Origin of the sequence: Streptomyces sp. NPDC017993, assembly GCF_044328065.1 — a bacterium.
Lineage (GTDB): Bacteria > Actinomycetota > Actinomycetes > Streptomycetales > Streptomycetaceae > Streptomyces.
This window is the reverse complement of the sequence record NZ_JBIRGO010000043.1, coordinates 1-25609: the sequence shown is the minus strand read 5'-3', so window position 1 is coordinate 25609 and position 25609 is coordinate 1. Positions and strand designations below refer to the sequence as shown.

Sequence of the window (25609 nt, the reverse complement as noted above, 5' to 3'; positions counted from 1 at the left end):
CGAGAGCAGCGGTGAAGGTCTTACTGTCCATCACAGTCCCCTTTCCGGCTGCCGGGTCAGCCGGTCGTGGCGTTAGTGGTGACGTAGGCGACCGCGCCACCCGAGTCGGAGGGCAGACGTGTGCCCAGCAGGCGTTCGGCAAGGGCGCGGTCGGTTCGCGCGGAGGCCGTCACTTCCACGGTGGGCCGAGCCAGGTCGGTGATGTAGCCGGCGAGCTGGGCCTGGGGGAAGGCGTGCCTGCCGTGTTCGTTCTTTTCCCATGTGGCGATGTTGGTCAGGACGGCTACCACGTAGCCGGAGAGGGTGACAGGAAGCACTCCCCCGGCCGCCACGCTGGCGGCGTCGCAGCGCCACCAACCGCGCAGCGCCTTGAGCAGATCCTCGGGCGCCAGAGCGGCGGCGAAACCGATCCAGCTGCGGTCCGGTTCCGTCGCAGGCTGAGCTGTGTCGACACGCAAGACAGCGATCTCGTCGGCGTCCAGGCCGTCCAGGGGCGCGGGCTGACGCGCGCGGAGGGCCTGGACGACTTCCAGCGGAACCATGACACGTACCCCGCGGCGGGAAAGCCCCGGGAGCAGCCCCGCATGCACCAGACGCCGGAAAGTGGTCACAGCGCAACCAAGCTCCTCAGCAGCCTGACCAGTCGTCAACAGCACCTTCACCACCTCTTACATGCGGACTCTGATATCGGATCGTACTCGATTTTATGAGGCGCTTGGAGGCTGGTCGCAGGAGGCCATGCCTTGGAACAGGCCCGGGAGTGTCCGATGAGGCAGCATCGGGTACGGAGCTACCGGTGATTGAGGCGTACTTCATCCGCGACGGGGCCCGTGACCCCGACTCTCAGCAAACGGCATTCGATAGCGCCGCGGCTACGGCCGACCTGTGCGGCGGATCAGGATGCCAGGTGGGTGCTTCGCGGGTATCCAGGGACCTCTGGTGCGCTGGGAGGGTACAGCGAGCGCACGACCGCCGGTCGGATCTCAGGAAGCGGCCTCCAGCAGGCGCGCCACAACCCAGGCCCTGGAAGACTTGGGAGGAACCCCACTGCCGCGGGGTCCTCCTCCCGGTCTAAGTCTCTCCTGGATCTTGGGCGCTCCAACGCGCAAGCAAGCTTCAGACTCATGATCGAATGGAACCAGTGGACCCGTAGCCGGCGTGTCCACCAGGACGGTGGACACGCCGTGAGGTCGTCGACGGACCAGATTCCGTTGCAGCTCAGCGGCTGGCGGCTGGCGGCTGGCGGCTGGCGGCTGGCGGCTGGCGGCTGGCGGGCGAGTGAAGCGCGTTCACAGCAGAGGCGCCATCTGCTCCCCCGTCACCAGGGCACGGGTGCGGCGCCCATCGACCAAGACACCCCAGTGGTGTTGATCGGCGAACATGCGGTCCAACTTCCGTCGTAGCTCCTCCACCACAACTGGCCATCTCTGAGCATTGCGCTGAGCGTGCTCGGCCTGCGGCACTCGAAACCACCACGAATAGCATGGGTCATCGTCACTACCGACGGTTCCGTCGTCCTTGCAACCCTCGTAGACGCATCCCAGCACGTCAGCGAAACCGACCATCACTTCCCGGCTCTCCTTGGCCAGCAAAAACCCGACGCCTGCCGTGTTGTACGGCTCGCTGATCCTGTATTCGGGATCGTAGACAGTGATCTCCCAGACCACCCAGTCGTTCGTGGCCCAGGAATCCGCGCCAACGGGCCTGCTTTGCTTCAAAGGGGTAGCGGAGCTCGTGTCCAGTTGCTGCAGCCAGTACTCGGCGACCCAAGTGGCTCGTCGGATCACGTGCTCTCCGGCACCTACCCGGCTCCTCACACCAGACTGCTGGTTAATAGCCCAGTTGACACTACTGTAGGAGCGTCCCGTTGCGGCAACGATCCTGGCCACGACTGAGGTGAGCCGCCCTTGGGGAAAGGGCCCGTCATACGTCTCATCCCCCTGGGGCGTCACCGGCTCATAGCTGGCTTCATCCGGCTGGGGCCCTTCGCAGGCATCGCACCAGCCGAGCACGTCGTGAACTCGCTCTACGCCACAATTCAGGCAAACGAAGCCGTCACAATGGGCACACTCGGTCAACGCTCCGTCCCTGTCCTCGCCCAGAGCCTTCTGCTTAGACATGCACTTCTCGATGCATGGACGGTCCGGCGGCCTCCCATCGACAGCAGGCGGCGGGATCCCGAGGACGTCTCGTTCTGCGGCTTCCTGCCTTCGACGCTCCGCTGCTAAGCGGGCCGACTGTATGCGGGCTTCCTGGCAGGCGTCCCACTCCAACGGGCTGAGATGACTGGCACATGCCACGACCGGCGCAGGCAGGTCGTCGAAACGCGGCCATTCCGCAGCATCTCGTTGGCACTGAGCGCGAGTCGACTTGCTGTAACGCGAACACCTCATGCCCCCGCCCCCCTCGCGTGTCGGCGGACGTCTCGATGACAGTGCGCGGCATTCTCCGTACGGCCAAGAAGGCCAGCGAGCCCACGGCGCCAACTGACCGGCCAAGCAACGGGACTTATTCGCGCTCGTGAAAGTCCCGCACCTGGGGTGCCGTCATACGCCTGCCGGTTCGTAGCGGCGGCCCCGTACACCGTGGCCCGCCTCCACACTCGCCTCACCACAGCACCGCCGCCCAGGCGGGGTAGCGGGCCGCACCAACCGCCCCCTGTCACACCTGTAGTACCGGGCGTCAGCGATGACTCTATGGCGTGCATGAATGTCCTCTCCTCTGTCTGTCCTCAACACCCTGGGAGCCGCATCGCCCGGCTCCCAGCGGTGAGCTCGTCATCTCAGCGGCACACGCAGTGGCGGCCGGGCAACCTGTCATAGCCGGTGAGCAGGCAGTCGACGCCGCATGAAGGGCCAAGGCCGTTGGTATCGGCCTTGACTCCGGCGAGGCATGCGTGTCGTGGCTTGTCGGTCGGCGCCCTGATGCAGTGGCATGTCGAGCACGTCTCGAACCTAGAGCGGGCTCATGCGGGACATGATCCTTTCGGTCATTCGTTCCCGAGCGCTGCTCGGGATGCAACGCGCGTAGCTCGCGGTCGTCGGCCGTCCGCCCCCGCTGCCAACCGCTGACTGGAACTCCCGCCTCTTATTAGCGTCCGCGACACCATTGGTGCAGGTTAGGCCGCTGTCTTGTCTGGCTGGATGCGTGGTCGGGACACCGTCCCTGTCCAGGAGGCGGGGCACTGTAGAGGCAGGGTCTGACAATGCCTCCGCGGCCGGTACAGCAGGGATGGCGCGAAGTCTCGGCTACCGCCCGGTACTGGAGCCAGACAACGCTGCACTGCCGGACGAGTACGTCAGGATGCGCCTATGAGTCTCACCTCGTCCCTCAAGGACCCGACGTGGATGAAGTCGATAACTCATCCCTCTACCTGATGGCCGTGTCGCGGTGGCTATCGCCACGGCCCACGAGATCGTGATCTGGGACCCTCGAGAATGAAGCCCGATCAGCCGGATGGACACCCCGTACACCGCCGTCATGACCCCGCTCCCCCATGTCCCCGGAACCTGTCTGCTGGCAGCCGGGAACGGCACCGGCATGCGGCTGTGGGAGCCTCTGCCCGGGCGTCTCATGCATTCTCTGCTCACCGCGGCGCCGGTCACCAACATCGTCCACACCCACGGCCGCACGCAGTACGTGCACATCGGCGGTCCGGCAGGACTGGCCACTCTCGGCTGGCCGCTGAAGGAAGAGCCGTCATAGGGACGGCAATCGCCCGCTGGTGACGCTGTCGCCGCCGAGCGCCTGCCCACGGGGCAGGCCCAACCGCTTGGGCAGCAACGCCTCTGGTGAAGGCACGAGAGTTCCGGCACGCTCGTGTTCCGGCGCCGTTGCGGACAAGGCGAGACCCGCATGGTCAGCACACCCTCTGGCGGAGCGTTCGTGGCGCAGGCGTCCGCGGGTTTGCCGGGATGCATCACCGGGCTGTGGACGGCACGGATAGTCTCCGGTACGTGATGAACGACGGTCTCATGCGTACCACCACCCGGCTCTTCGACGCCTTCTGGGCAGCGGGAATCTCCAGTCCGCTGGAGATCGTGGAGCAGCTATCCCACCTCCTGTATATCCGTGAGCTGGACGGCATTCAGGAACGCTGGGACCAGGAGGCGGTTCCGCAGGAAGCACTGGAGAGGGAGCCCGTCTTCACTCAGGACGAGCAGCATCTGCGCTGGTGCCATCTCATCCGCCTGACGCCTCAACGCATGTATACGTCGATGACCGACGAGGTGTTTCCCTGGCTGCGTAGGCACGCTTTCGTCGGGCTGGGCTATTCGCAGCTCGTCACAAATGCTCGTTTCACGATCCCGACTCCCAGTCTCCTCGCCAGGGTTGTGGGCCTGCTGGAAGAGGCGCTCTCGGCTGGGGATGCCATCGCGAGCGCTCTGTATGAAGAACTACTCGCCCGAGTCGCCACGGCCGGTCCCTATGGTGCCTTCCGTACGCCTCCTCATCTGGCGGCTCTGATGGCAGCGATGGCGGAGCCCGGAGCTGACGACGAGGTGTGCGATCCAACCTGCGGCACGGGCGGTCTCCTCGCTGCCGCTGCTCAGTTCGTCCACCGGTCCCGCCCCGACACCGCGCAGCAGAGCGCGACGGAGGTGAGCGGCAGGATCCAGGGGTTTGACTTCGACATGACCATGCTGCGGTTGAGCAGCATGCGGCTGGCTCTTCAGGGCTACGAGGGTACTCATCTGCGCTACCGGGACAATCTGGCGGAGGGCGCCGGGGCGGAGCGTGAGCGCTACTCAGTCGTCCTGGCCCATCCCCCGTTCGCGGGCAGCGTCGACTACGAGGCCGTCGCACACGAGTTGCTCGCAATGGTGCGTACGAAGAAGGCCGAGCTTCTTCATCTCGCCGTGATTCTGGAGCTGTTGAAGCCGAAGGGACGCGCGGCCGTGATCGTCCCCGCCGGTCTGCTGTTCAGCTCGACTTCTGCACACATCGAACTTCGGCGCCTGCTGGTGGACGTGCACGGGCTGGAGGCTGTGGTGCAGCTGCCTGGCGGCACCTTCAAGCCGTATGCGGGGGTCTCGACGGTGATCCTGTTCTTCACCAAGGACGCCGGACAGGCCGACAGCGTGTGGTTCTACGACCTCACGGCGGACGGCTTCAGCCTGGACGACCGGCGTGAGCCACTACTGGCGCAGGACAAGCTCGGGCTGGCTCCCGACAGTGTTCTGGATGCTGTCGATCACACGCGCAACAACCTCCCGGATCTCATGCGGCGTTGGCGGCTGCGGCGCAGCAGCGAGCGGCGGCGTGCCCGGTCCGAGCAGAGCTTTTGCGTGACCAGCGCGGACATCGCCGCGGAGGACTACAACCTGTCGCTGGGGCGATTTCGTCAGATCCATGAGATGCAGCGGGCCGCGCAGGAAGGCATCCGTCTGGGGGACTTCGCTGAAATCTTTCCCGGGTCCGTGCGCAAAGCTGATCTGGACGAAGAACCGGATGCGACGGATACGGACGGGCAACGGCGGGTTCTGACACCCACCCTGCTGACCAGCACGCTGCCGGACGTGGCAGACCTGCCCCTGCGCGCAGACCAGCGCGAACCCCGCCGCCGGTTGCGGCATGGCGACATCATTGGACGGGATCTCGCCGGTACCCGTCACTGGACGTGTGTGCCGAGCCAATACGACGGCGTACAGCCCGGCCAGGGCCTGATCGTCATCCGGCTCACCGAGGAGCTTCTGCCCCACGAGTACATGATCGCCTACCTTTCCAGCGCTCTGGCTGAGCAGCAGCTGCCGAAGTACGGAGTCATCCCGCGCATCAAGGCCCGCGAGATGGCCGACATCTGGATCCCCCGGTGTGACGGCAGCCTGTCGGAAATCCGCGCCGCCCTCGCCATGCTCGACGAAGGAGAACGGGAAGCCACACACATCCAGGACGACCTCCACCGGAGACGGATGCGGATTTTCGAAAGCGGAACCGGTTCGGCCCGGCGCGGGCTGCTGGATGACGCCGCCGCAATCAGCTCCTTGACCGCGCAGAACCTGCGCCAGCACAACGAGCCCTACAGGCTGTTCCAGGATTCGTACCCCTACGCCGTAGCGCGCGCGGTCCGCAAGTTCCGGCACTCCCTGTCCCAGGCGGAAAAGCACGAGGCGGCCATCCAGTGCGCCGAGTCCTTGATCCTGTCTCTGGGCATCATGGCTCTTGCCCTGGCCGCCGACCGCGGCCGTCAGGATCTGCCGGCCATCGCCCAGTGGAGCCAGTCCGTTCAGCGGGGCGGTGTCTCCCTCGGCCACTGGGTGGGCGTGGTCAGGGCCGTGGCCGAAGATGCACGCCAGCACGGGGATCCCGCGGCCGGCCTCGTCGAGGCAACAGCCCGTAAGAAGGGCGGGAAAGGCCTGGTCGCCGATCTCGACCAACTGGTCGAGCTCCGCAACAAGATCCGGCACGGCGCAGGCCCCCGGACACGGGCCGAGCTGGAGAAGAGCCTTGGGCGCATCGAACCGCTGATGCTCAGCAGCCTGTCGGGATGCGCATTCCTCGCCCACACCCGCTGGGTTCACACGGACCGGCTCCAATGGGTGCCTGCTGCCGGGAAGTTCCGCGTATCAGGCCTGGCCCTGATGGGAGACCACCCCGACTTCGCAACGGTCTCCTTCGACACGGCACACCCTCTGGCAGACGACCGGCTCTACCTCATCCCCCCAAACGACGAACCCCTCTCACTCTCGCCGTTCTGTCTCCTGAGCGACTGCCCCGCATGTCTGGCACCCGAGCTGTACTACCCGGACCGCATGACGAGTTCCACGGCTCTCCTCAAGAGTCTGGACCGAGGCCACGAGCTGGACAGCGACTCTGTTTTCAAGGCGCTGCTCGAGTGGGGCACTTCGTGAACCTATGGCCAGTCCCTCCACGGACCAGGAGCGAGACGAGCGCTACGGCCTGGCTTCTCAGGGCGCAGCGGCCGGTGGGGGTGGAGTGCTTGGTTGCCCCCACCGGTGCACACATCGCTTGTACTTGCGGCCGCTGCCGCACGGGCAGGCGTCACTGCGCTGGGGTGGCTGGTCGCTGCCGCCTGCGTAGGAGAGATGGTTGAGGCCGTGGATCTCTGACGTCAGGCCGATGTCGTCCATGGTCCACTTCACGCGCGAAAGGCTGCTTTGCACCACATCGGCGGCCAGGACGAGAGCGTCGGCGGCTGCGTGGGCGACAGTCGGCTGCATGACGTAGCCGGAGGCGGCGAGCGGAGGCATCTTTGTCCTGCCAGGCCACACGCAGCCGGGCCGGCGGCACCCACTCCTGCCTGCCTTCCGCTTCCTCCGCGATGAAGCGGACTTTGACACGCAGCGGGCGTTGCGTGCCCATCTTCAGGACCTCGACTTCCGCGACCGGTCCGTGGTGCGGCGCCACCCGGTGCGCCCACCGCTCCCCCACTTCCACAGGGACCCCTCTCCTGGCGAACGCCTCGGCACCATCCTGCTCCTGATCGCACGACAGGAGGGTGAGCTCCTTCAGATCTGGCCGCCGTGGGGTGTCCCCAAGTCCCGGGTTGGAGCGGCGTTTCGTTCGTTGGCCATCGGCCGCTGCTGCTGGGCGCTCCGATTCGGCAGCTGCGGTTGCGGGCAATGCCGGTCGAGGTTCAGGCGGCACGCTCATAAGCGGTGCTGGTCCCGAAGACGTCGTCGAAGGGAAGCGCACGACGGCTACTGACCAGATGGTAGGCACCACTCGTTGGCCGGAGCGTGTGGAAGGCGTTGTAAAGGACTTCCGCGGGCGTCAAAACTCGGAGGTCCCCCAGGACGTAGTACAGCGGTACGGGCGCATGGGTGCCCATGAACTGCAGGCCTGCCAGGGCGCACTTGTGGGAGATGGCGTAGTTCTGGGACGAGGTGCTGGGCATGCGCGCTTTGGCGTCGATGGTGACCAGCTCGCTGCCGCGGGCTGCGATGAGGTCAGGAAAGTAGCGCAGTGCCGAGCATGTATGGCCCAGGGCTTGCTGAATCGGTGCCGGGTAGGTGCCCTGTCCGCAAAGGTGGACGGTCCAACCGCGTGCCTCAAGTGCCTGTTTCACGGTGCGTTCGTGCTGGTCTCCGATGGTCTTTCGTGCCAGCCAGTCGGTCACTCCTGCGCCTCCCTGTCGACCGCAACTTCGCGTAGTACGAAGCTCCACTGTTTTGTACTACCACCGTAGCGGCTATGATGCCGCCATGCCGGAGTACGTTGACCCACGTTTTCGTCCCACGCTATGGCCTGGGTCCACCATCCCGATCCCACCCCTGACGCGACGCATCAAGAACGTGCGCGTGGAGGGTGACTGGATCCTGTGGACTCCCGCTCCCTTCGATGACCGCACATCCGTAGAACTGCCCGAGGACTTCTACCTGCGCGAGCTGATGGAACTGCCAGCCGACGACCTTGAGGGCGCAGCACGCATGATGGCGGCCTACGGCCCACTCTTCGGCGCCGACCGGGACGATCTGTCCTTTGACTCCGAGGACGTGTACGAAAAACTGCAGGACATCCCCGAAGCCGGCAGCGATCAGCAGCCCCATCCGTTCGGTGTGCACCGCGACCTGGTGGCCATCTACGTGCGGACCGCGCAGGACGCGATCACGACATGGCTGGCCTGCCAACAGGAGGGTGGGCTCGAGGAACTCGTCCGACCGCACGTCACCGAGGAGACGCTGGCCGACCTTCGATCACAGACCCAGCACCGCGAGCCGCCCTGGCCGCAGTCGCTCGAGGAGCTGCAGGAGATCCTCATCGACGCCGAACTCACATCGCTGGAGGAGGTGCTGAACCGGGCCCTGGGCCGCTTCAGCATCGGCATCGGCGATCTCTCCGACCGCTACCCCACCGTCTACTCCGTGGCGTTCCTGCAGCTGTACAACCACCTCGTCGAAGGCGCCGCCATCCACCACTGCGCCAACGAGAGGTGCGGCCGCCCCTTCGTCCGCCAACGCGGCCGCGCCGCATACCGCCAACACCGCACCACCGGCGTCAAGTACTGCTCCCGCGAATGCGCCCGCGCCCAGGCCCAACGCGAACTGCGCCGACGCCGCAAGCAAGAGGCCAGCAATCCCTGAATTGGCCATGGCAGACTCCACATTCACCTGCCCTCGCTCGACGCAGAGCGGTGCACACAACGCCCACGAACCGCTATGACCGGTCTCGAGGTAGTTGAGGACGGCGAGGACCGGGCACCAACACATGCCGACGGGGTCCGCGGTCCGGCGTGACGCCTCGTTCTTGTTGTTGGCGCAGGTGGACGACGTTTCGGTAGTCGCAGACGATCTTCAGAAGTCATGGGCGTCCATCTGGATCCAGCCGCGGGAGCGGGCAGTGTCGAGCAGCATGGAGAAGCCGGTTCGTTCGGGAGGTACTCGTTTGCCGCTGGAAGCCCTGGACGCCTCTGACCACCACAAACCCAGCACCCGCTATAGCAGTCTGCGCAAGACCGACATGCCCATTCGTCAATCACGTCAGTACCAGATGAGCACCACGCGGTCAGCGCCAACCGCCAGGTCACCGTGCTTGCGCCACCGACACCGAAATGACGATGCCTAACTGACATTCCCCCGCAGACCATCAGTGGGGATCTGGTTGAAGAACGCGCGGGCCGCAGCTCGGAAGGCGCAGGAGATCGAGCAGCGACGTGCCGAAGGGCTGCCAGTGGAGTCGTCGTCGGGGGCGTTGACGGAGGCGCGGCGTGAGCAGCTGGAGGAGATCGACGCCTCGTGGTGCCCGGCATGGCCGGTGACGTGGCAGCGAGCTTTCCACCTGCCCCGGCTGCACCTGGACGAGGGCGGGATACTGCCCACCACAGCGGGCGAACTCGTGCGCCAGGGCGAGGATCTCGGGCGGTGGGTGATGTCGGCCCGGCTCGGGTGGGAAAGCCTGAGCACGGTGCAGCAGTGGATGTGCGAACACGTCCTAGGCATCCAACCCGCCACTGAGGACGAGAAACCCAAACCCCGCACCAGCCAAGCCGACAAGTGGGCGATGCACCTCACCGCGGCCCAGCAGTACTACGAGCGCGAAGGACACCTACACGTCCCCCGCAAACACATCGAAACGATCACCCTGGGCGCGGCCCACGGTGAGGACGGCGGCCAGGAGCAGCGGGAGATACAGCTCAAGCTCGGTGCATGGGTCGGGAACCAACGATCCCGGGCGTCGTCGCTGACACCGGAGCGCGTTGAGCAACTCTCCGCCATCGGAATGCGCTGGACATGAAGGACGACGTAGCCGCCGTGGCAGTCGAGCTCGCGCCCGGCTATCTGCTCGGGGGCTACGCCCCTGGCGGCGTGCGGGCGACTGGGCGCCGACCAGGTCCGCTTCACCGCGACATGGCCCGGGGCAGTATCGGGCGCCAGGCCGGTAGTCGTCCTGCTCCACGCCGCGCGCCGGTCCCTCGCCCGAGACACTCGCTTCGCCACCGGGTCCCAGACGTAGCGGCCGTTGACCACGCGACCATCTCGCAGGCCAGTCGTTGCTTATGATGTGAACGATTCAAGCTGGGTGCCCGCAGGCGCCCTTCTGCGTCTCCATGACGTCCGTAAGGCTTATGGCCGGCGCCCGGTACTACGCGGAGTAAGTCTGGACGTGCCGCAGGGCTGTCTGCTTGGCATCGTCGGCGCGAACGGCGCCGGTAAGAGCACGCTGCTGCGCATTTTGGCGGGTCAGGCCGCAGCCGACAGCGGGACGGTCCAGTGCCGGGGGCGGATCGGGTACTGCCCGCAGAACACGGTGCTGCACCCGGCGTTGACGGTTGCTGAACATGTGCGGTCCTTCCAGGCCGCCTACCGGCTCAACAGCTGTGCGCGGGTGTGGGAACTCCTAGAGGAGCTGGGCTTCAACGAGAGCCCCCGCAGTCGCATACACGTGCTCAGCGGTGGGACGCGGCAGAAGCTGAATCTGGCCCTGGGGCTGATGCACGACCCGCAGGTGCTGCTCCTCGACGAGCCGTATCAGGGCTTCGATTGGGAGACCTATCTGCGATTCTGGGACATCGCCCAGGGACTGCGGGAGCGGGGCCGCGCGGTCGTGGTCGTCTCCCACCTGGCCTACGACCGCGAGCGCCTTGACGTACTGCACCGGCTCCAGGACGGCGTCCTGACCGCCGACCACAGCGGTGCCGCGGAAGGGGCCGCATGAGCCGGCGGCAGTCTCCAGGCACGGCAGTGCGCGACGGCTCCACCAGTTCAGAACCCGCGCTGCTGCAGCCTGCCCGCTCCGTCGGCACCAGCGCGGCGCGGCTGGACTTGGACCGGATCGTTCGCAGCATCGAGGAGGTGCTGACCGTGTTCGTGGCCGACAAAGTCCGCAGCGCCCGTGCCGGGGAGCCCGCTCTGGAAGCGCTGCTTGATGCGGTGGGTGACTTCATTACCGCGCCCGGGAAGCGCATCCGGCCCTTGATGTGCGTGCTGGGCTGGTACGCGGCCGGAGGCACAGGCCCCATACCGCCGGCATCGGTCCTGCGGGTGGCTGCCTGCCTGGAGATCTTCCACGCGTTCGCGCTCATCCACGACGACGTCATGGACGGCAGCGACCATCGCCGGGGCCGGCCGTCCATGCACCGGACGCTGGCGGCGCACCACTCACGCTACCCCGAGGCTGAACGGCTGGGCGTCAACGCGGCCATCCTCGCTGGCGACCTGGTCCTGGTGTGGTCCGACGAACTCCTCACCAGCACACCCATGCCCCCTGAGCAGATCAAGGCCGTGGTGCCGGTGATCCATCGCATGCGCAGCGAGATCGTCACCGGCCAGTACCTGGACCTGGTGACCACAGGCCGCCCCACGGACTGCCTGAGCACAGCCTTGCGCATCGCCCAGTACAAGACGGCCAAGTACACGGTGGAGCGCCCGCTGCAGATCGGCGCCGCGCTGGCCGGTGGCGACGAGTCGCTGCACCAGGTACTCAACGGCGTTGCCCTGCCTTTGGGTGAGGCGTTCCAGCTTCGCGATGACCTGCTGGGCACCTTCGGCGACCCCCGTCGTACGGGCAAGCCCACCCTGGACGACCTCCGCGAAGGCAAACACACTGCGCTACTCGCCTGCGCCTTGCGCCGGGCTGATCCGGCCGGTCAGGAGCTGCTTCGCCGCACGATGGGCGCTGCGGACCTGGACGCCCGCGCGGCAGATCGCATCCACGCGGTGCTGGAGGGGTGCGGTGCCCGCCAAGCGGTGGAGGACCTCATCCAAGAACGCCACCGCCAGGCCCTGGATCGCCTGAATCAAGCCCACCTGCCCGCCACGGCGGCGACCGCACTGCGCGACCTGATCCAGACCGTGCACAACCGAACCGCATGACGAGCGCCGCTCTCACGGCCCCGCCATTCCGCCAGTGCGGGCCTCCGGGGCCAGGGCCGGCCGACCACCGAATTCGTGGAGTGAATGTGTCAACGACCCACCAGAACCCTGGCCGGCTGCACCGGCTGCTGGACCGCGTCCTGACCGCCGGCCGCCGCGGTGCCACCGGGGGCGCCGCATGAGGTGGTGGAGGCGGTGTCTGGGGACGGCAGTGCGTCACGCTGCGCTGGAGCAGGCCCGCAACCGGCTCGCGCTGGTCCTGGTGCTCTTCTTCGTTCCGTTGTGGCTGGCGCTCGCCTACCAGGTCCTGCCCGACGACCCGGTCCGGTTCTTCCTTCGCGCGGCCGATCAGCCCGTGGTACTGGGCGCCAACACGGTCAGCCAGCTGTCCGGTGGACTGCACTCCCTCGCGCTGATCGTCGGCTTCATGATGTTCCTTGCCGCCAGCCGCTCTGCGGAATTCGACCACCGCATGGTGCTCGCCGGCTACCCGCGCATCTGCCTGCTGCTGGCCCGCAGCGTCGTGTTGCTGCTCACCGCGGCGCTGACCGCCGGCTATGCCACGGCCTGGGTGTGCTCCTTCTACCAACCTGCACGGTTGGATGTCATGACTGCGGCGTTCATGGTGGGGGCCCTGACGTATGGGGGTGTCGGGATCCTTCTGGCGGCGGTGCTACGCAGCGAGCTGGCGGGGATGTTCGCCGTCATCATGGTCAGCTTCATCGATCTGACGCTGCAGAATCCCGTCGCCAACCCTTCCGCGGACAGTCCGCTGCTGAAGTGGCTGCCCGCCTACGGGGCGATGCAGTCCGCCGTGTCCGCGGTCGACCTCACCCAGACTCCCTGGCGGCACCTGTTGCTCGGCCTGTGCTGGTCGGCCGGGCTGACCGCCGCCGGCCTGGCTGCTTTCACCGTCCGCACCAGCCGGCGCACGCTCACACAAAGGCTCCTGGGCCCGCGCGCGACCAAGCCCTGCGCCCGCCTGGTCGCCCTGCATCTGCTGCACCCGGTCCGCGCGTACATCTACCGCCAAGCCCGTATCCGCGACACCACGGTCATCACCGGCTACGAGATCTGCCGCCGCTTGATGCGCCGGTCGGGTCCCGTGGAAGCAGCTCTCACCAAGCTCCTGCCCGCCCGCCTGCGACCGCTGTTCTGGGCCATGTACGGATACGGCCGCTACCTCGATGACATCTCCGACACCCAGCGCCTTGGCCGGCAGGAACGGGTCGCACGCGTCAGCGGGTTCAGCGAACTGCTGGAGAGCGATCTGCGGGCAGGCCACAGCGAAGACCCCTTGCGTGCGGCCTTCGTACACGTCGTATGGACCTGGGACCTCCCCAGTGGCGGAGTTACGGCGCTCAACGCCCTCTACCGCCAAGACGCCAAGGGGCAGAGCACCATCACCACCTGGGACGACTGGTACACCTACTGGCACACCCTCACCTTCCCCTTCGGCGTCCGGCGCCTGATGACCCTGCTCACCGCCCCCGGGTTGGCCTTTACACCCGACGACGCCCAGGCCCTGCGCGGATGGACCGACGCACTCAACCTCATCGACGTGCTGCGCGACCTGCGAGAAGACGCCGCGGAGGGCTTCGTCAAGCTGCCGACTGCTGTACTCGACGAGTACGACGTCCGCACCGAGGACCTCGCCCGCGGCCGGGCTGCCGGCCGGTATGCCGAGATGGTCCACGCGATGACCTCACACGCCCGCCAGTGGCTGGCACAGGCCGCGACTGGCGGCTCCCAGCACCCGCCCATGGCTGTCGCCCTGCGGACCGTCATCGATCTGCACCTGCTCGAACTGGACCGCATCGACCGCAGGCCCCATGCACTTCTACAAGGCCGCTCCCGGGCCAACCCGGTCCGCTTCCACCTCACGCTGGCCCGTGGACGGCTCCGTACGGCCAGCGCCTGGCGCCGCCACACTCAGACCACTGCCACCGTTCCTTCCCCCATCCACCTGCCGCGGCCCGCCGAAGGCGACCACGGCGCATTGAGCACGCCCCCTCTGCTGCCTCCGAAGCCTCATTCCAGCGGCGCCCAGCCGCCTCAACTGCCCGCCCATCTGATCCCTCAGCACGTGGCGATCATCATGGACGGCAACGGACGATGGGCCACCCACCGCGGCCAGCCGCGTACCGCCGGCCACGAAGCCGGCCAGCTCGCCGTGCGGGAGGTCATCTACGGCGCCCTCGAAATCGGCCTGCCCCACCTGAGCCTGTACTCCCTGTCCTCGGAGAACTGGGCGCGCCCCGCCGCCGAGATCCAGGCGATCCTGCGCCTGGCCCAGGACGGTCTCGTCATGGAAACCGAGGAAGTCTGGCGACGTGACGTCCGGCTGCGCTGGTCCGGCCTCCCCGAGGGCCTGCCACCGGGCCTGGTGCACGCACTGCGCCAGACCGAGCACCTCACACGCCACCGCACCGGCCTGACCGTGAACATGTGCATCAACTACGGCGGGCACAGCGAAATCACCCAAGCCGCACGTGCACTCGCCCGCCAGGTCGCCGCCGGGACCATCCAGCCCGACGACATCACCCCCCGCCACCTCGCCGGCCACCTCCACCAGCCCGACCTGCCGGACGTGGACCTGCTCATCCGCACCGGCGGCGAACAACGGACGTCGAACTTCATGCCCTGGCAGTCGACCTACGCCGAACTCGTCTTCCTCGACGCCCTGTGGCCGGACACCGACCGCACCCATCTGTGGCAGGCCATCGACACCTACACCCGCCGCGACCGCCGCTTCGGCGCCACCCGGTCCCCACTCACCAACCCCGACGAACACACTGCACGAGTTCATTGAACGTGCGGGCTGCCTGTCGTCAAACGATGGCACCCTGGGCAACCGCGTCCTGCTGGCCAAGGCTGGGAGGCACTGGGAGCGGCACATTTCCGACTGGACGAACTTCGGCGGCACAAGGGTTGCGGAAGGGGCGCAGGACAGGCCCGGGCCGCTGGCGGTGATGTTGAACAGGTAGCGGCCCAGGATGCTGATGTGCCGCTCCCTGAATGGGAGAGGCGGGGCACGTCCTCGTCCCTGATGTCGCAGCCCTCGGCACGGAGCCGGTGCGTCAGCGGAGCAGGGAGCGGGCATTGCGCACTTTGGAGCATCCCGCTGTACCAGCAGCATCGGTATTGCGCCGCTCCTCTCCCCCACCCCGCGCAAGGTCCGCAACCGGCCGCGAAACGCAACCGGGCCTCGGAGACACGGGGTCTGCGAGGCCCGGGACGGCCCAGAGCCATACCGCCCGGCACCCGGTTGGACCCTGCCGCCTCGTCCCAGGGCAGCGACGTCGCTACGTTCGCCGTGCAGCCCGGTCATGGGCGCGCAGGGCTGCGGCGCACTGACCAGGACGGGGTGCGCCGCAGCCCACCACAGACAACGCCGTACCCGGTCACGCGCGCCAGCGGTCAAGATCAAACACACCTGCCTCCGACGTGTCCGCCGAAGGGAATACCATGGCCCAATTCGAGATCTTCACCAACGACTTCGCGCGCCTGCGCACCTTCTACGAGTCCGTCTTCGGGTGGACCTTCGTCCCCAACGGGAGTCGCTGGGCGATCAGCACCGGCGACCAGGGCCCCGGAATCGACGGCAGCATGGTGGAACTCTCGGAAAAGCTGACCAACGGCGTCGACCAGTGCTGTCTCCGCATGGTCGTCGACGATGCTCAGGAGACGTATGGGGCCGTCCTTGCACACGGTGGCAAGATGGGGACTTCCCCGCTGCCGGTGCCCGACGTCGGCCTATTGGCTTTCGGCGAGGACCCGGACGGCAATGGCTTCGAAGTGGTCCAGTTGGTGCCGGATAAGCCGCCCTACCCGGCCTGACCTCACCAGCTCCCCTGGTGACGGGCGGCTCCGCCCTCGCGGCCGACACCCTTCGAGGCGCCGGAGTCCCAGGCCTCGGCGAGAGCTACGACGTGGCCGATGTCGAGCTTGCCCGCGTCGGTGACGGTCTTGGCGTCGTAGTAGGAGTGCCACCTGCCGCCGGTGAGCTTGCAGTCCTCCCCCTGCCGCGGCTTCTTCACCGCCTCCACGAGGAGAACCTCCCGCCGCGTGTCGCAGCCGTCGTGATCGGCGTCGATCCACAGGCGGAACTTGTCCCGCTCATATCCGGTGCGCGACTCGGCCGTGCGTCTTGAGACGGCCCACCTCGTTACGCCAACGAACCCTGGGGCTGCGCCTGGAGAACCAGCCCGCAAGCATGACCAGGCAGCTGAGGAGGGCAAGGAGAGAATGGCAGGCACCCGGCTCAGGCCGTGCGGGAGATCGCCTACTTCGCGCGGGACGTTAAGGTCTCCGGTCCTCGACCGTCCAGTCCTCGCCCAGCTCGAGGCGGAGCGTCTCCAGGACGGCGTCAGCCTGGCGCCTGAACAATTCCTGCTCGTCAGCGCTCCAGGGGGACGGGCCCGGTGGATACTCTTCGTTGAGCGAGGACTGGTACCAGCCGGCCAGTCGCGCGAGGTCGCCCCGGGTGACCGGTGTAATGGGCAGCTTCTCCAGATCGCACGGGTACCCGTAGCGACTCTCGAGATCGGGACTGCCTGATGGGCCTGGCCACAACGGGGTGTCAACTCCGTACTCGAAGAAGAACCGTAGATGAGCTGACATACCGCACAGTCTCACAGCTGGAGAGCTCGAGCGTGACCACGTGAAGTGTGGGGCGTTGGACCGCCCATGAGTGTCCCGAACACCGTCCGTCTCCCCCGGGCGCACCGCCACCGGGCTCCGCCAAGCGGACCTCCCGCACCGCCGTAAGGCCCACCGGAGCGGCTGACGGCCGAGTGGGTCTTCTCGACGCGCGCCGTGACGGCCTGCCTGTGAGGCTGAGGCTCACCATCCGGAGAGGGAGGAAGCATGCCTGCCATCGACCCTTGCAAGCAGGCCAAAGAGGCCCTTGAGAAGGCGAAGCACCACCTGAAACGCTGCGCGACGGAATTGGACGAAGAGCAGCACAAGCTTGCCCAGTTGCGGGCCGCACAGCCTCCGGACCCCAAGGCGATCGCCGCCCAGGAGGAAGAGGTCGACGACGCCAAGAAGCGCTTGCGGAAGGCCCAGGAAAGAGTCAGGGAAGAACAGGAACGGGTGGACGAGATCTGCTCGCCCTAAGCGGCGTGTAACGGGTTGGTGGTTGTTCCGTTCGTGGTGCTTCGTCGTGAGGTAGCTGATGAGGCCCGGACAGGTTCATGCCTCCGGGACCGCCGGAACAGGGCGATCGGCTGGTGCCAGGTTTGTTGTCCGCGGACAACAAACCGCTCAGTGCAATGCAGGAGAGCCACCTACTGCATCCAGTAGGTGGCTCTCTTACCTGTGGTCAGGGTGGCGGGATTCGAACCGTCTTGTCAGGTTGTCGTCCTGCTCGGGCCGGAGCATCGCGCTCCGCGGAGTTCACCGCCGTCCGCCCCTGGCCGAGGCCGGAGTGCGTCGGCGTCACGTCATCTATGGATACGCCCGGCCGCAGGCCGTGCGTGCGTGCGTACTTTTGACGTTGAGGTCCAACAGGCCCCAATAACATGCGGAGTCGCCCGGCCCGCCTGGGATAGACGCTGCGGCGTTGCATGCCTTCTTCACTCCCGGGCCTACCGTGTAGCCCTTCCCGTCCAGGTAATTCCTGCAGTCATACTGGGACGCCGAGGCCGGCGTCGCGAGGGCCACAGGCAGAGCCGCGCCGATCAGGGCCAGAGACGCGGCGGCAGCTGTACGACGCAGCGCTCGACCCCGGTTGTTCGTGCGAACCTTGTCACGCATGGAACTTCCCCCAGTTGCATCTTCTTGGCGCGGCTTTTCTCTACGGCGTAAGGCTGCTTTGTGCACTGGTCCTCCCCGTGAGGTGCGGTGTTCTGATCATTCCTGACGGACCTGCGGAGCCAGCGGACTCGCCGGGTATTGGCTCCGTGAGCGCCAGCAGATCTGGGCGTTGCATCAGCTGACTGGCCGTCGGCCTGCGTTGCTTGGCGAGCGGGGCAGGCCGACGCCAGTAATTTCACTCACCGCAGAGTTGATTCGCACCCCATCTGACCTGCAGGAATCAATTCACCCTACCCCCGTCGGGAACACCCCTGCCCAAAGGCCCCTTCGCACCGGAAGCCGACTGACACGCCGCGGTGCCCGGGCCGGTTGTCCAAAGGCTGTTTGCGGCTGCGGTACGACTTACGGCTCTGCCGGGTGAGAGCCCCGCACAACCCTCCCGAAGGCTCACGTGAGGGCGCTATCAACATCTCATGATCAAGACGACTGTCCGCACCCTCGTGGCCGCGGCCCTCGCCCTACTGCCCCTCACCGCAGCCGTCACCACACCCGCGCACGCCGCCGAAGAGCTCAGCCTCCACGACGCCATCGAAATCCTCCCGCTGGCCTCGGAATCCCGCGAAGGCTACGACCGTAAGAAGTTCAGGCACTGGATCGACGAAGACAGGGACAGCTGCAACACCCGCGCGGAAGTCCTCCTTGCCGAAGCCATCACCCAGCCCAGCGTCGGGGCCGGCTGCAAGCTGACCGGTGGCACTTGGTTCTCGTACTACGACAACACCGAGGTGCAAGACCCCTCTGATCTCGACATCGACCACATGGTCCCGCTGGCCGAGAGCTGGGATTCGGGGGCCTCCCAGTGGACTGCTGAGCGTCGCCGGGCCTTCGCCAACGACCTGGGCGCCGAGCGTTCCCTGGTCGCCGTCACCGCCCGCAGCAACCGCTCCAAGGCCGACCAGGACCCCGCCGAATGGATGCCGTCGGCCCCCGACGCACGGTGTACGTACCTGGCCGATTGGGTCGGCACCAAACTGCGCTGGTCCCTGACCGCCGATCAACGCGAGCGCGACACTCTGCGCGAACTCGCTGCCGGCTGTGAGGACACCGACGCGGAGTATGAACATCACCAATAGCACCCGAACCCTTACGGTACGTACCTAATCGGAGAAGTCAGGGCCGCGTCCCCAACCTGAGGAGCAGTTATGAGCGCAACGACGGATCACGCGGAAGAGCGAACCAACCCGGCGGCGCGGCTGGGGTTCCAGCCGGGTCAGGTCGTCCAGGAGCTCGGTTATGACGATGACGCAGAGCAGGAGCTTCGCGAGGCCATCGAAGAACTGACTGGCACCGACTTGGTCAATGAGGAGTACGACGATGTCGTTGATGCCGTGATCGTGTGGTTCCGCGACGACGACGGCGATCTTGCCGACGCGCTGGTCAACGCCACAACCCTGATCGAAGAGGGGGCCCTGATCTGGCTGTTCACGCCGAAGACCGGACGCGACGGATACGTCGACCCCTCCGACATCCAGGAGGCCGCCGTGACGGCTGGCCTTCAGCAGGTCGGGGCTACCAGTGCAGGCAAGGACTGGAACGGCCTTCGCCTGGCAACACCCAAGGCCAAGCGGTAGCAGCCGGAACCGAAGAGCACACCGCGAAGGACACAGGCGTCCAACCCGAGTCATGGGGCTGGGCGCCTTCTCGCGTCCAGACGCACCGCCCTCGTCTGCCCGAGGGAAAAACATCTCTTCCTCCCGCGGAGGAAGAGATGTCGGCGTTGATGTCTGGCCTGCCCGCAGGGTCTGACCTGCAGGAAGCACGGTTCGAAGCGAATTGGCATTCCCACTCTCGGTCCCACCAACGGCCCCACGGGTAAAGCAACACCGAACCCACCTCAGTGGAACAATCCTCGGTCCCCTACGTGGCGGGCCCCTTCGGGGTGGCAGGGAGTCATCATCGCCGGTGCCAGTGATCTGCCTGCCGCTCTTTTCGGAACCTGGCAGTCCGCCCCCGGCCGGGAGGTGCCCGAGGATGAGGAGACCTGGCCCGGGCATACCTACGACCCGCACCATGAGGCGTTCGGCCGCAGTCTGGGCGCGGCGGAGGGCGAAAGGCTGCTGGTCCGGCTGCGCGGGGCGCCGGGATGTCGACCACGCGCTGCGGTCGCTGGCCCTGGCGCGCGGCGTGGCCGACCTGCGCGATCTGGAGGCCGCCGGGTACGACGACCGAGGGGTTCCGAGCGCCCCCTTCGCAGCCGCGGTCTGGAACGGTCTGCTTGCCATGGAACAGCTGGACCTTCAGCCCTTCGAAGCCGGCACCGAGACCGGCCGGCGGCGTGGGTCGGGGCTGCCGCTGGGGGTGCTGGCCCAGGTGCAGGCCTACACCTCGGACGCGGCCGGCCAGTATGAGGGCCTGGCCCACTCCCCCGGCTGTCCCCACCGGCGGCAGGAGCGCGGCGTCGGCCGACACGACGACCTGGTGACCATCGAGGAACTGCTGGGCTGCGAAGGCTTTGCCCCGTGCAGCAAGTGCGGCGGGTATGCCGTACGCCGCCTGACCGAGGTCCAGATCGCCTACTACCGTGCCGCGCACCGTCTGCACGACCTTGCGCAGCAGGTGCGCACCGTCTCCCGCAACGGCTCCGCTGACAGCCAGCAACTGACGACGGCACTGGAGGAGTTCACTGCCCTGGACCGGGCGAGCATCCAGGCGTGGTCCCCCTCAAGGGAGCAAGCCCGACAGTGGCAGCGGTTCGTGGAGCGTCAGCGCCGTGAGCTTCCGTGCATGCCGGGATCGGTATAGCGGAGGCAGCTCAGCGCGCGGCGTGCCAGGCCGGCTCACCCCCGCCACGCACAGTGCGGCGTCCTTGCGGCCTCTCCGGACGGTCGCCCAGCCCGTACACATGTCGGCCAGTGTGGGTCCGTCATGGCGGTGTGAGCAGTCGGGCGAGTGCGGCGTGGTGTCCCTGATAGATCGCCCGTCCGACGGCGCGGGCGTCGAGGACGTCAGGACCGCATCCGATGGGCAGGGTGCTGAGCGGTACGGCTGATGTGGCTGTTCGCAGGCTTCGCACTCGTGGGAGCGCCGTGGCTTGGTGACCGGCCGGTGACGAAGGCCGGCCGGTCACGGTCTCGCGGGTGTGGCGCTCGTCCTCCGCGGCAATGGACGGTCGAACGGCTAGCATCGCGGCACCAATTGCGAGGAACGGAGTGTTCACCCGTGCGTCACCCCCGCTTAGGCGTCGCCATTTTGACCATGGGCAATCGGCCGAACGAGCTGCGGGCCCTGCTCGACTCGGTAGCCAAGCAGGACGCGCCTGCTGCCCGTGTCGTGGTGGTGGGCAATGGATCGCCTCTTCCGATGCTGCCCGAGGGGGTGACGGGCGTGGAGCTTGCAGAGAACCTGGGTGTCTCGGGCGGCCGGAACGTTGCCCTCCGAGCGCTCCAGGAGTTCGGTGACGTCGCTGTCGTGGTGGATCTGGACGATGACGGGCTGTTGATCAGCCCGGATGTGATCGGGCAGATCCAGGAGCTGTACCGGGCGGATCCGAAGCTGGGGATTGTGAGCTTCCGCATCGCGGATGAGACCGGCTTCACCCAGCGGCGGCATGTCCCGCGCCTGCGGGCCGGCGATCCGATGCGGAGGGGGCTGGTCACCACCTTCCTCGGTGGCGGACACGCGCTGTCGATGCCGATGCTGGAAGAAGTCGGCGGCTGGCCAGATGAGTTCTTCTACGCGCACGAGGAAACCGACCTTGCGTGGCGGGCTCTGGACGCCGGGTGGAAGGTCCTCTACGAGCCCGCTCTCGTCCTGCAACATCCGCGGACCCTGCCGACGCGGCACGCGGTCTATCACCGCATGGTGGCCCGCAACCGCGTGTGGCTGGCCAAACGCCACCTGCCCGCCCTCCTGGTCCCCCTCTACCTGGGCGTGTGGGCCGCCCTGACCTTGGTGCGCAGTCGGTCGCTGGCAGGCTTGAAGGCATGGGCGGGCGGATTCGCGGAGGGAGCGAAAACGCCGTGCGGGCGACGCCGACCGATGCGATGGGCCACGGTGTGGCACATGACCCGGCTGGGCCGCCCGCCCATCATCTAGCCCCTCCTCACCCCGTGCAGGGCTTTGAGGCTGCCGCGAGGCGCCGCATCCACTGAGGGGTGGCCTCGGGGCGTTCGTTGATCCACTTCACGTAGCGGTCCACGCCTTCCTCTACGGCCACTGCCGGCTCCCAGCCAAGAGCCTGCCGCATGCGACAGGTGCTGGCGTAGCCGCCCATCGGGTCGCCGACCGGCAGGGGCCGCTCGACAAGTCCCGCCTCTGGGTAGTGCATCAGGACGCGCTTGGCGATCTCGCGGATCGTGGTCGGTCGGCCGGTGCCGATGTTCAGCACCTGTCCGGCCGCGCCAGGGGCGATGAGCGCTCGGATGGTGCCGGCTGCGATGTCGTCGACGTGCACGAAGTCGCGAACCTGGCGGCCACCGCCGTTGAGCTCCAGCGGCAGACCGAGACTGGCGCGCATCGCCAGCCAGGCGACCACCCACGAGTGGGAACCCTCCTTGACCGTCTGCGGCTCGCCATAGACGGAGAAGAACCGGACCACGCAGTAGGGGACGCCGGCGGCTTCCATGGCGATCTTCACTTGATGCTCGCCCCAGAGTTTCGTGTTCCCGTAGACGGACAGCGGGTCGGGGGCATCGTCTTCGCGGAACTGACTCAAGCCGCTGCCCTCCAGGGGGCGGCCGTTTCCGTAGACGCTGGCCGAGGACGTGAAGACCAGACGCTTGGTCCGGCCGGCGCGAGCTACTTCGTCCAGCAGGATCTGCGTGCCCGTCACGTTGGTTTCCAGTGCGGCGAGCGGGTTGCGGGTGCAGGCGGCCACGTCCGCCATGGCAGCGGCGTGGATGACGTAGTCGCACTGGCCGACCACATGTCGCATGAGTGCGCGGTCGCCGACATCGCCGACGACGGTGTCCGGGTGGCGGGTGTCGATGCCGAACAGCTGTGAGTAGACCTCGTTCGGGTAGGCGTCGAGTCGGCCCACCACGATCACGCGGGCGCCGGCAGCTCGCAGTTGAACGGCGATGCGGCTGCCGATCAGGCCTCCGCCGCCGGTGACCGCAACGCATGTTCCGGCGAAATGGGATAAGGCGTCGTGCTGGTTGATGACCACAGGGTCTCTCCCTCTTGATTGATGGTGCTCCAGCGGTCGCGTCGGCGAGGTGATGCGGCTCGCCGGCCGCGGTGCTCATTGGGCGCCCGGATCTGTGTCCAGCGCGCATGCCGGTGGCTCAGCCGTGGTGTCGTCGTCGGCCGCGTCATGGGGGCGCAACGACGGGCCGGCGAGCAGGCCTCGGCGGCCAAGCCCTCACATCCGGGTCAGAGCTGTCCCGAGTGAGTCAGGCGACAGGGCGTTGGTTGACCGTTAGCGCTGTTGCCGGGCGGTCTCGCGCTTGCTGATGGCTTGCTCGACCTGAATGGACAGCACCGCCGTCTGGTCGGGGTTCAGGACCAGCACGCTGTCTTCGGTGGTGCCGTCGCAATGGTGGACCCGGATCGCGACGGTCGTTTCCTCGGTGTTGTGGGTGTAGGCGATATCGCGTTTGACGGGGGTCGCGTGAGAGATCACGAGCGTTCCTTCCGGTCGCGCAGATGAGGACCGCCCAGGTCAGCTCCTCCTGTGCGGGTGACGTTCAGTCAACATCCGGGCACAGCGAGGGATAAGGGGCCAGAATGTAGGCCCGCGTGGGCCCGTGTAGGCCAGCGAACCGCTGTGGGGGTGAGAGCAATCGACGGCATTGACGAGCTCATCCGGCAGGCTTGCGCCGAACGCGGCTGGGGCCCTACCCGGCTTGCCCGTGAAGTCGGCATCGCGGCCGGCAGGGGCCCCGATGCTCTGGACCGCCAGTCGGCCCGGCGCTGGTTGATCGGTAAACGAAGGCCCGAATTCTGGCTCCCCTACGTCGCACATGTCCTCGACCTGGACTTACAGGCCTCGCTGAAGGTGAGAACTGCCGATTCAAACCGGGCCGCCACCGATACCGTGGCGTCAGTAGTCCAGTTGGGAAGGAGCGACGTGCACCGACGGAACTTCCTGACCGCAACCAGCGGTTACGCCCTCGCCGCCCTCGCGCTGCCGGACCTTGAGAGCATCACCCGCCGCACCAAAGTGTCCGCAGCAAGTGCCGTCCGCGTCGGTAAGGGCGAGGTCGCGGCCGTGCAGCAGATGGTCAAGGCCCTGGGGGACTCCGCCTCCGAGCTGGGCGGCGGCCACGCACGGCATCTCGCGGTCCGCTACCTGACCGAAGACGTGGCCCCGTGGCTGGACGGAAAGTTCACCGAGACCACTGGCCGCGAACTGTTCGCCGCCACCTCCCAGCTCGTGCACCTGGCCGGATGGATGGCGCAGGACGAGGGCGACGACACCAAGCATCAAGGCCTCGCCCAGCGCTACTACGCGCACGCCTTCCGCCTGGCAGCCGAGGCCGGCGACCCGGAACTGTCCGCGACCGCGTTACGCGGCCTCGCCGTGCAATGCATCGACCTCGGCTACCGCGCCGAAGCCGTCCAGCTCGGCGAAGCCTGCGTCCACTACGGCAAGAACCTCGACAACCCCCGTGCCGTCGCCTACTACGAAGCCACCCTGGCCAACGCCGCCGCCCAGGACAACGACCGCACCACCGCAACCCGGCACCTGGCCCTCTCGGAATCCGCCATCGGTCAGTCCGCAGCCGCGCCCGGGCACTCATGGGCCGCCCACTACTCCCCCGGCCGATGGGCCCACGAATCAGGCATGATCCTCACCCGGCTCGGAGACCTGAACTCGGCCGAAGAAAACCTCCGCCTCGCCCTGGAGATCCACGGCCTCGACCGCCGCCGCACCCGCGCCATCGTCCTCGCCGACCTCGCGGGCGTACGCCTGCGACAAGGCGACACAGACGGAGCCCTCGCCACCTGGAGCGACTTCCTCACCTGCGCCGAAGGCATCCGCTCCGTGAAAGTGCAGACCGCCCTCAACGACATGCAGGTACGCCTACGCCGCTTCCACGGAACGGCAAAAGCTGCCGAACTACAGCAAAGAGCAGACCACTTCACGAAGCCTGAAGCATGAGACCTATCAGCCAGTGGGAGGGCCGTCGGCTCCGGACGTGCTTGGAGGCCACTCGCCCTGCCCTCGACCAGGCGGCTATCCCGCCCCGGGCCCTGCGGAAGGTGTGCGATGTACTCGCCCCCCACCACCGAAGCTGACGAACACCGTGCTCTCGCCGCGCAGCAGGAGGCGAGCGCAGCGCTCGGCCTCACTGTCGAGGGAGCGCGGCGGTGGGGCTACCAGGGGCACACCCTCGGGCAGAAGGCACACCATCCTGACCATGGAGCTTGCTGGCTGCGGTTGATCTCCGCGCCGGTCGAGTACGCGAAGGGGAAGCTGTGGGAGGGCACCAGCGACGCAGCCGCCACCTTCCCCGGAGTGCGCAAGCCCACCCTGTACGGCATCCACGACGGCGCCGAGCGCGACGGCATCGCCTACCGCGCCGAACTCACCGCCTTCACCGACTCCCCCACCTGCGCACCCGAACCGGTGC

At 67.1% G+C, this 25609-nt stretch carries 22 protein-coding genes and 1 pseudogene; 15 read left to right on the top strand and 8 right to left on the bottom strand.

Annotated features, from left to right (window positions below):
- Nucleotides 1-56: 56 nt before the first annotated feature.
- Both ACH4FH_RS38075 and ACH4FH_RS38070 read right to left on the bottom strand, forming a co-directional pair.
- Nucleotides 57-656 (bottom strand): helix-turn-helix domain-containing protein, encoded by a 600-nt coding sequence (locus tag ACH4FH_RS38075; protein WP_398560562.1) that lies wholly within the window; start codon nucleotides 654-656, stop codon nucleotides 57-59.
- A gap of 633 nt (nucleotides 657-1289) precedes the next feature.
- On the bottom strand, nucleotides 1290-2120 hold the full coding sequence (locus tag ACH4FH_RS38070; protein ID WP_398560560.1) for a hypothetical protein: 831 nt from the start codon (nucleotides 2118-2120) through the stop codon (nucleotides 1290-1292).
- A gap of 1360 nt (nucleotides 2121-3480) precedes the next feature.
- Here ACH4FH_RS38070 and ACH4FH_RS38065 point away from each other — a divergent pair.
- Both ACH4FH_RS38065 and ACH4FH_RS38060 read left to right on the top strand, forming a co-directional pair.
- Entirely contained in the window at nucleotides 3481-3705 is a 225-nt protein-coding gene (locus ACH4FH_RS38065) for a hypothetical protein (RefSeq protein WP_398560559.1), read from the top strand.
- Nucleotides 3706-3959: 254 nt separating this feature from the next.
- Nucleotides 3960-6851, top strand: coding sequence for a class I SAM-dependent DNA methyltransferase (locus ACH4FH_RS38060; protein ID WP_398560561.1), 2892 nt, complete (start codon nucleotides 3960-3962; stop codon nucleotides 6849-6851).
- Nucleotides 6852-6908: 57 nt separating this feature from the next.
- Here ACH4FH_RS38060 and ACH4FH_RS38055 read toward each other — a convergent pair whose 3' ends face one another.
- Complete coding sequence (locus ACH4FH_RS38055; protein ID WP_398560558.1) at nucleotides 6909-7211, bottom strand: SEC-C metal-binding domain-containing protein; 303 nt, start codon at nucleotides 7209-7211, stop codon at nucleotides 6909-6911.
- A gap of 386 nt (nucleotides 7212-7597) precedes the next feature.
- Nucleotides 7598-8080 (bottom strand): hypothetical protein, encoded by a 483-nt coding sequence (locus tag ACH4FH_RS38050; protein ID WP_398560557.1) that lies wholly within the window; start codon nucleotides 8078-8080, stop codon nucleotides 7598-7600.
- 181 nt (nucleotides 8081-8261) lie between these two features.
- Here ACH4FH_RS38050 and ACH4FH_RS38045 point away from each other — a divergent pair, with 181 nt between their 5' ends.
- From ACH4FH_RS38045 to ACH4FH_RS38020, 6 genes are all read left to right on the top strand, one after another.
- Nucleotides 8262-9044 carry a hypothetical protein gene (locus ACH4FH_RS38045; protein ID WP_398560556.1) on the top strand — a complete coding sequence of 261 codons (783 nt, stop codon included), beginning with the start codon at nucleotides 8262-8264 and terminating at the stop codon, nucleotides 9042-9044.
- Nucleotides 9045-9561: 517 nt separating this feature from the next.
- The gene (locus ACH4FH_RS38040; protein WP_398560555.1) at nucleotides 9562-10194 is read left to right on the top strand and encodes a helicase associated domain-containing protein; all 633 of its coding nucleotides are present in this window, start codon (nucleotides 9562-9564) and stop codon (nucleotides 10192-10194) included.
- Nucleotides 10195-10461: 267 nt separating this feature from the next.
- Complete coding sequence (locus tag ACH4FH_RS38035) at nucleotides 10462-11115, top strand: ABC transporter ATP-binding protein (protein ID WP_398560554.1); 654 nt, start codon at nucleotides 10462-10464, stop codon at nucleotides 11113-11115.
- Nucleotides 11112-12272 carry a polyprenyl synthetase family protein gene (locus ACH4FH_RS38030; RefSeq protein WP_398560553.1) on the top strand — a complete coding sequence of 387 codons (1161 nt, stop codon included), beginning with the start codon at nucleotides 11112-11114 and terminating at the stop codon, nucleotides 12270-12272. The genes ACH4FH_RS38035 and ACH4FH_RS38030 overlap by 4 nt, the downstream gene beginning before the upstream one ends.
- A gap of 211 nt (nucleotides 12273-12483) precedes the next feature.
- The gene (gene uppS / locus ACH4FH_RS38025) at nucleotides 12484-15084 is read left to right on the top strand and encodes a polyprenyl diphosphate synthase (RefSeq protein ID WP_398560552.1); all 2601 of its coding nucleotides are present in this window, start codon (nucleotides 12484-12486) and stop codon (nucleotides 15082-15084) included.
- Between the two features lie 656 nt (nucleotides 15085-15740).
- A complete protein-coding gene (locus ACH4FH_RS38020; protein ID WP_398560551.1) occupies nucleotides 15741-16112 on the top strand; it encodes a VOC family protein in 372 nt (123 codons plus the stop codon).
- 2 nt (nucleotides 16113-16114) lie between these two features.
- Here the strand turns inward: ACH4FH_RS38020 and ACH4FH_RS38015 are convergent, their stop codons facing one another.
- Complete coding sequence (locus tag ACH4FH_RS38015) at nucleotides 16115-16321, bottom strand: hypothetical protein (RefSeq protein WP_398560550.1); 207 nt, start codon at nucleotides 16319-16321, stop codon at nucleotides 16115-16117.
- Between the two features lie 253 nt (nucleotides 16322-16574).
- Nucleotides 16575-16895, bottom strand: a complete 321-nt coding sequence (locus ACH4FH_RS38010) for a hypothetical protein (protein ID WP_398560549.1) — start codon at nucleotides 16893-16895, stop codon at nucleotides 16575-16577.
- A gap of 246 nt (nucleotides 16896-17141) precedes the next feature.
- Here ACH4FH_RS38010 and ACH4FH_RS38005 point away from each other — a divergent pair, with 246 nt between their 5' ends.
- From ACH4FH_RS38005 to ACH4FH_RS37985, 5 genes are all read left to right on the top strand, one after another.
- The gene (locus tag ACH4FH_RS38005) at nucleotides 17142-17393 is read left to right on the top strand and encodes a hypothetical protein (protein ID WP_398560548.1); all 252 of its coding nucleotides are present in this window, start codon (nucleotides 17142-17144) and stop codon (nucleotides 17391-17393) included.
- A gap of 1112 nt (nucleotides 17394-18505) precedes the next feature.
- Complete coding sequence (locus ACH4FH_RS38000; RefSeq protein WP_398560547.1) at nucleotides 18506-19165, top strand: HNH endonuclease family protein; 660 nt, start codon at nucleotides 18506-18508, stop codon at nucleotides 19163-19165.
- 69 nt (nucleotides 19166-19234) lie between these two features.
- Entirely contained in the window at nucleotides 19235-19663 is a 429-nt protein-coding gene (locus ACH4FH_RS37995) for a DUF3052 domain-containing protein (protein ID WP_398560546.1), read from the top strand.
- Between the two features lie 439 nt (nucleotides 19664-20102).
- Entirely contained in the window at nucleotides 20103-20834 is a 732-nt protein-coding gene (locus tag ACH4FH_RS37990) for a hypothetical protein (RefSeq protein ID WP_398560545.1), read from the top strand.
- A gap of 417 nt (nucleotides 20835-21251) precedes the next feature.
- Nucleotides 21252-22127: a glycosyltransferase family 2 protein gene (locus ACH4FH_RS37985; protein WP_398560544.1), complete on the top strand. Its 876-nt coding sequence runs from the start codon at nucleotides 21252-21254 to the stop codon at nucleotides 22125-22127.
- A gap of 7 nt (nucleotides 22128-22134) precedes the next feature.
- On the opposite strand, the gene ACH4FH_RS37980 is transcribed toward ACH4FH_RS37985, so the two are convergent.
- Together ACH4FH_RS37980 and ACH4FH_RS37975 are read right to left on the bottom strand one after the other, a co-directional pair.
- The gene (locus ACH4FH_RS37980) at nucleotides 22135-23199 is read right to left on the bottom strand and encodes an NAD-dependent epimerase/dehydratase family protein (protein WP_398560543.1); all 1065 of its coding nucleotides are present in this window, start codon (nucleotides 23197-23199) and stop codon (nucleotides 22135-22137) included.
- 252 nt (nucleotides 23200-23451) lie between these two features.
- Nucleotides 23452-23655, bottom strand: coding sequence for a hypothetical protein (locus ACH4FH_RS37975; protein WP_398560542.1), 204 nt, complete (start codon nucleotides 23653-23655; stop codon nucleotides 23452-23454).
- 447 nt (nucleotides 23656-24102) lie between these two features.
- On the opposite strand from ACH4FH_RS37975, the gene ACH4FH_RS37970 reads away from it, so the two are divergent.
- Both ACH4FH_RS37970 and ACH4FH_RS37965 read left to right on the top strand, forming a co-directional pair.
- Nucleotides 24103-25137: a tetratricopeptide repeat protein gene (locus tag ACH4FH_RS37970; protein WP_398560541.1), complete on the top strand. Its 1035-nt coding sequence runs from the start codon at nucleotides 24103-24105 to the stop codon at nucleotides 25135-25137.
- Nucleotides 25138-25245: 108 nt separating this feature from the next.
- Nucleotides 25246-25609, top strand: a pseudogene (locus ACH4FH_RS37965) (hypothetical protein); the annotation flags it as partial.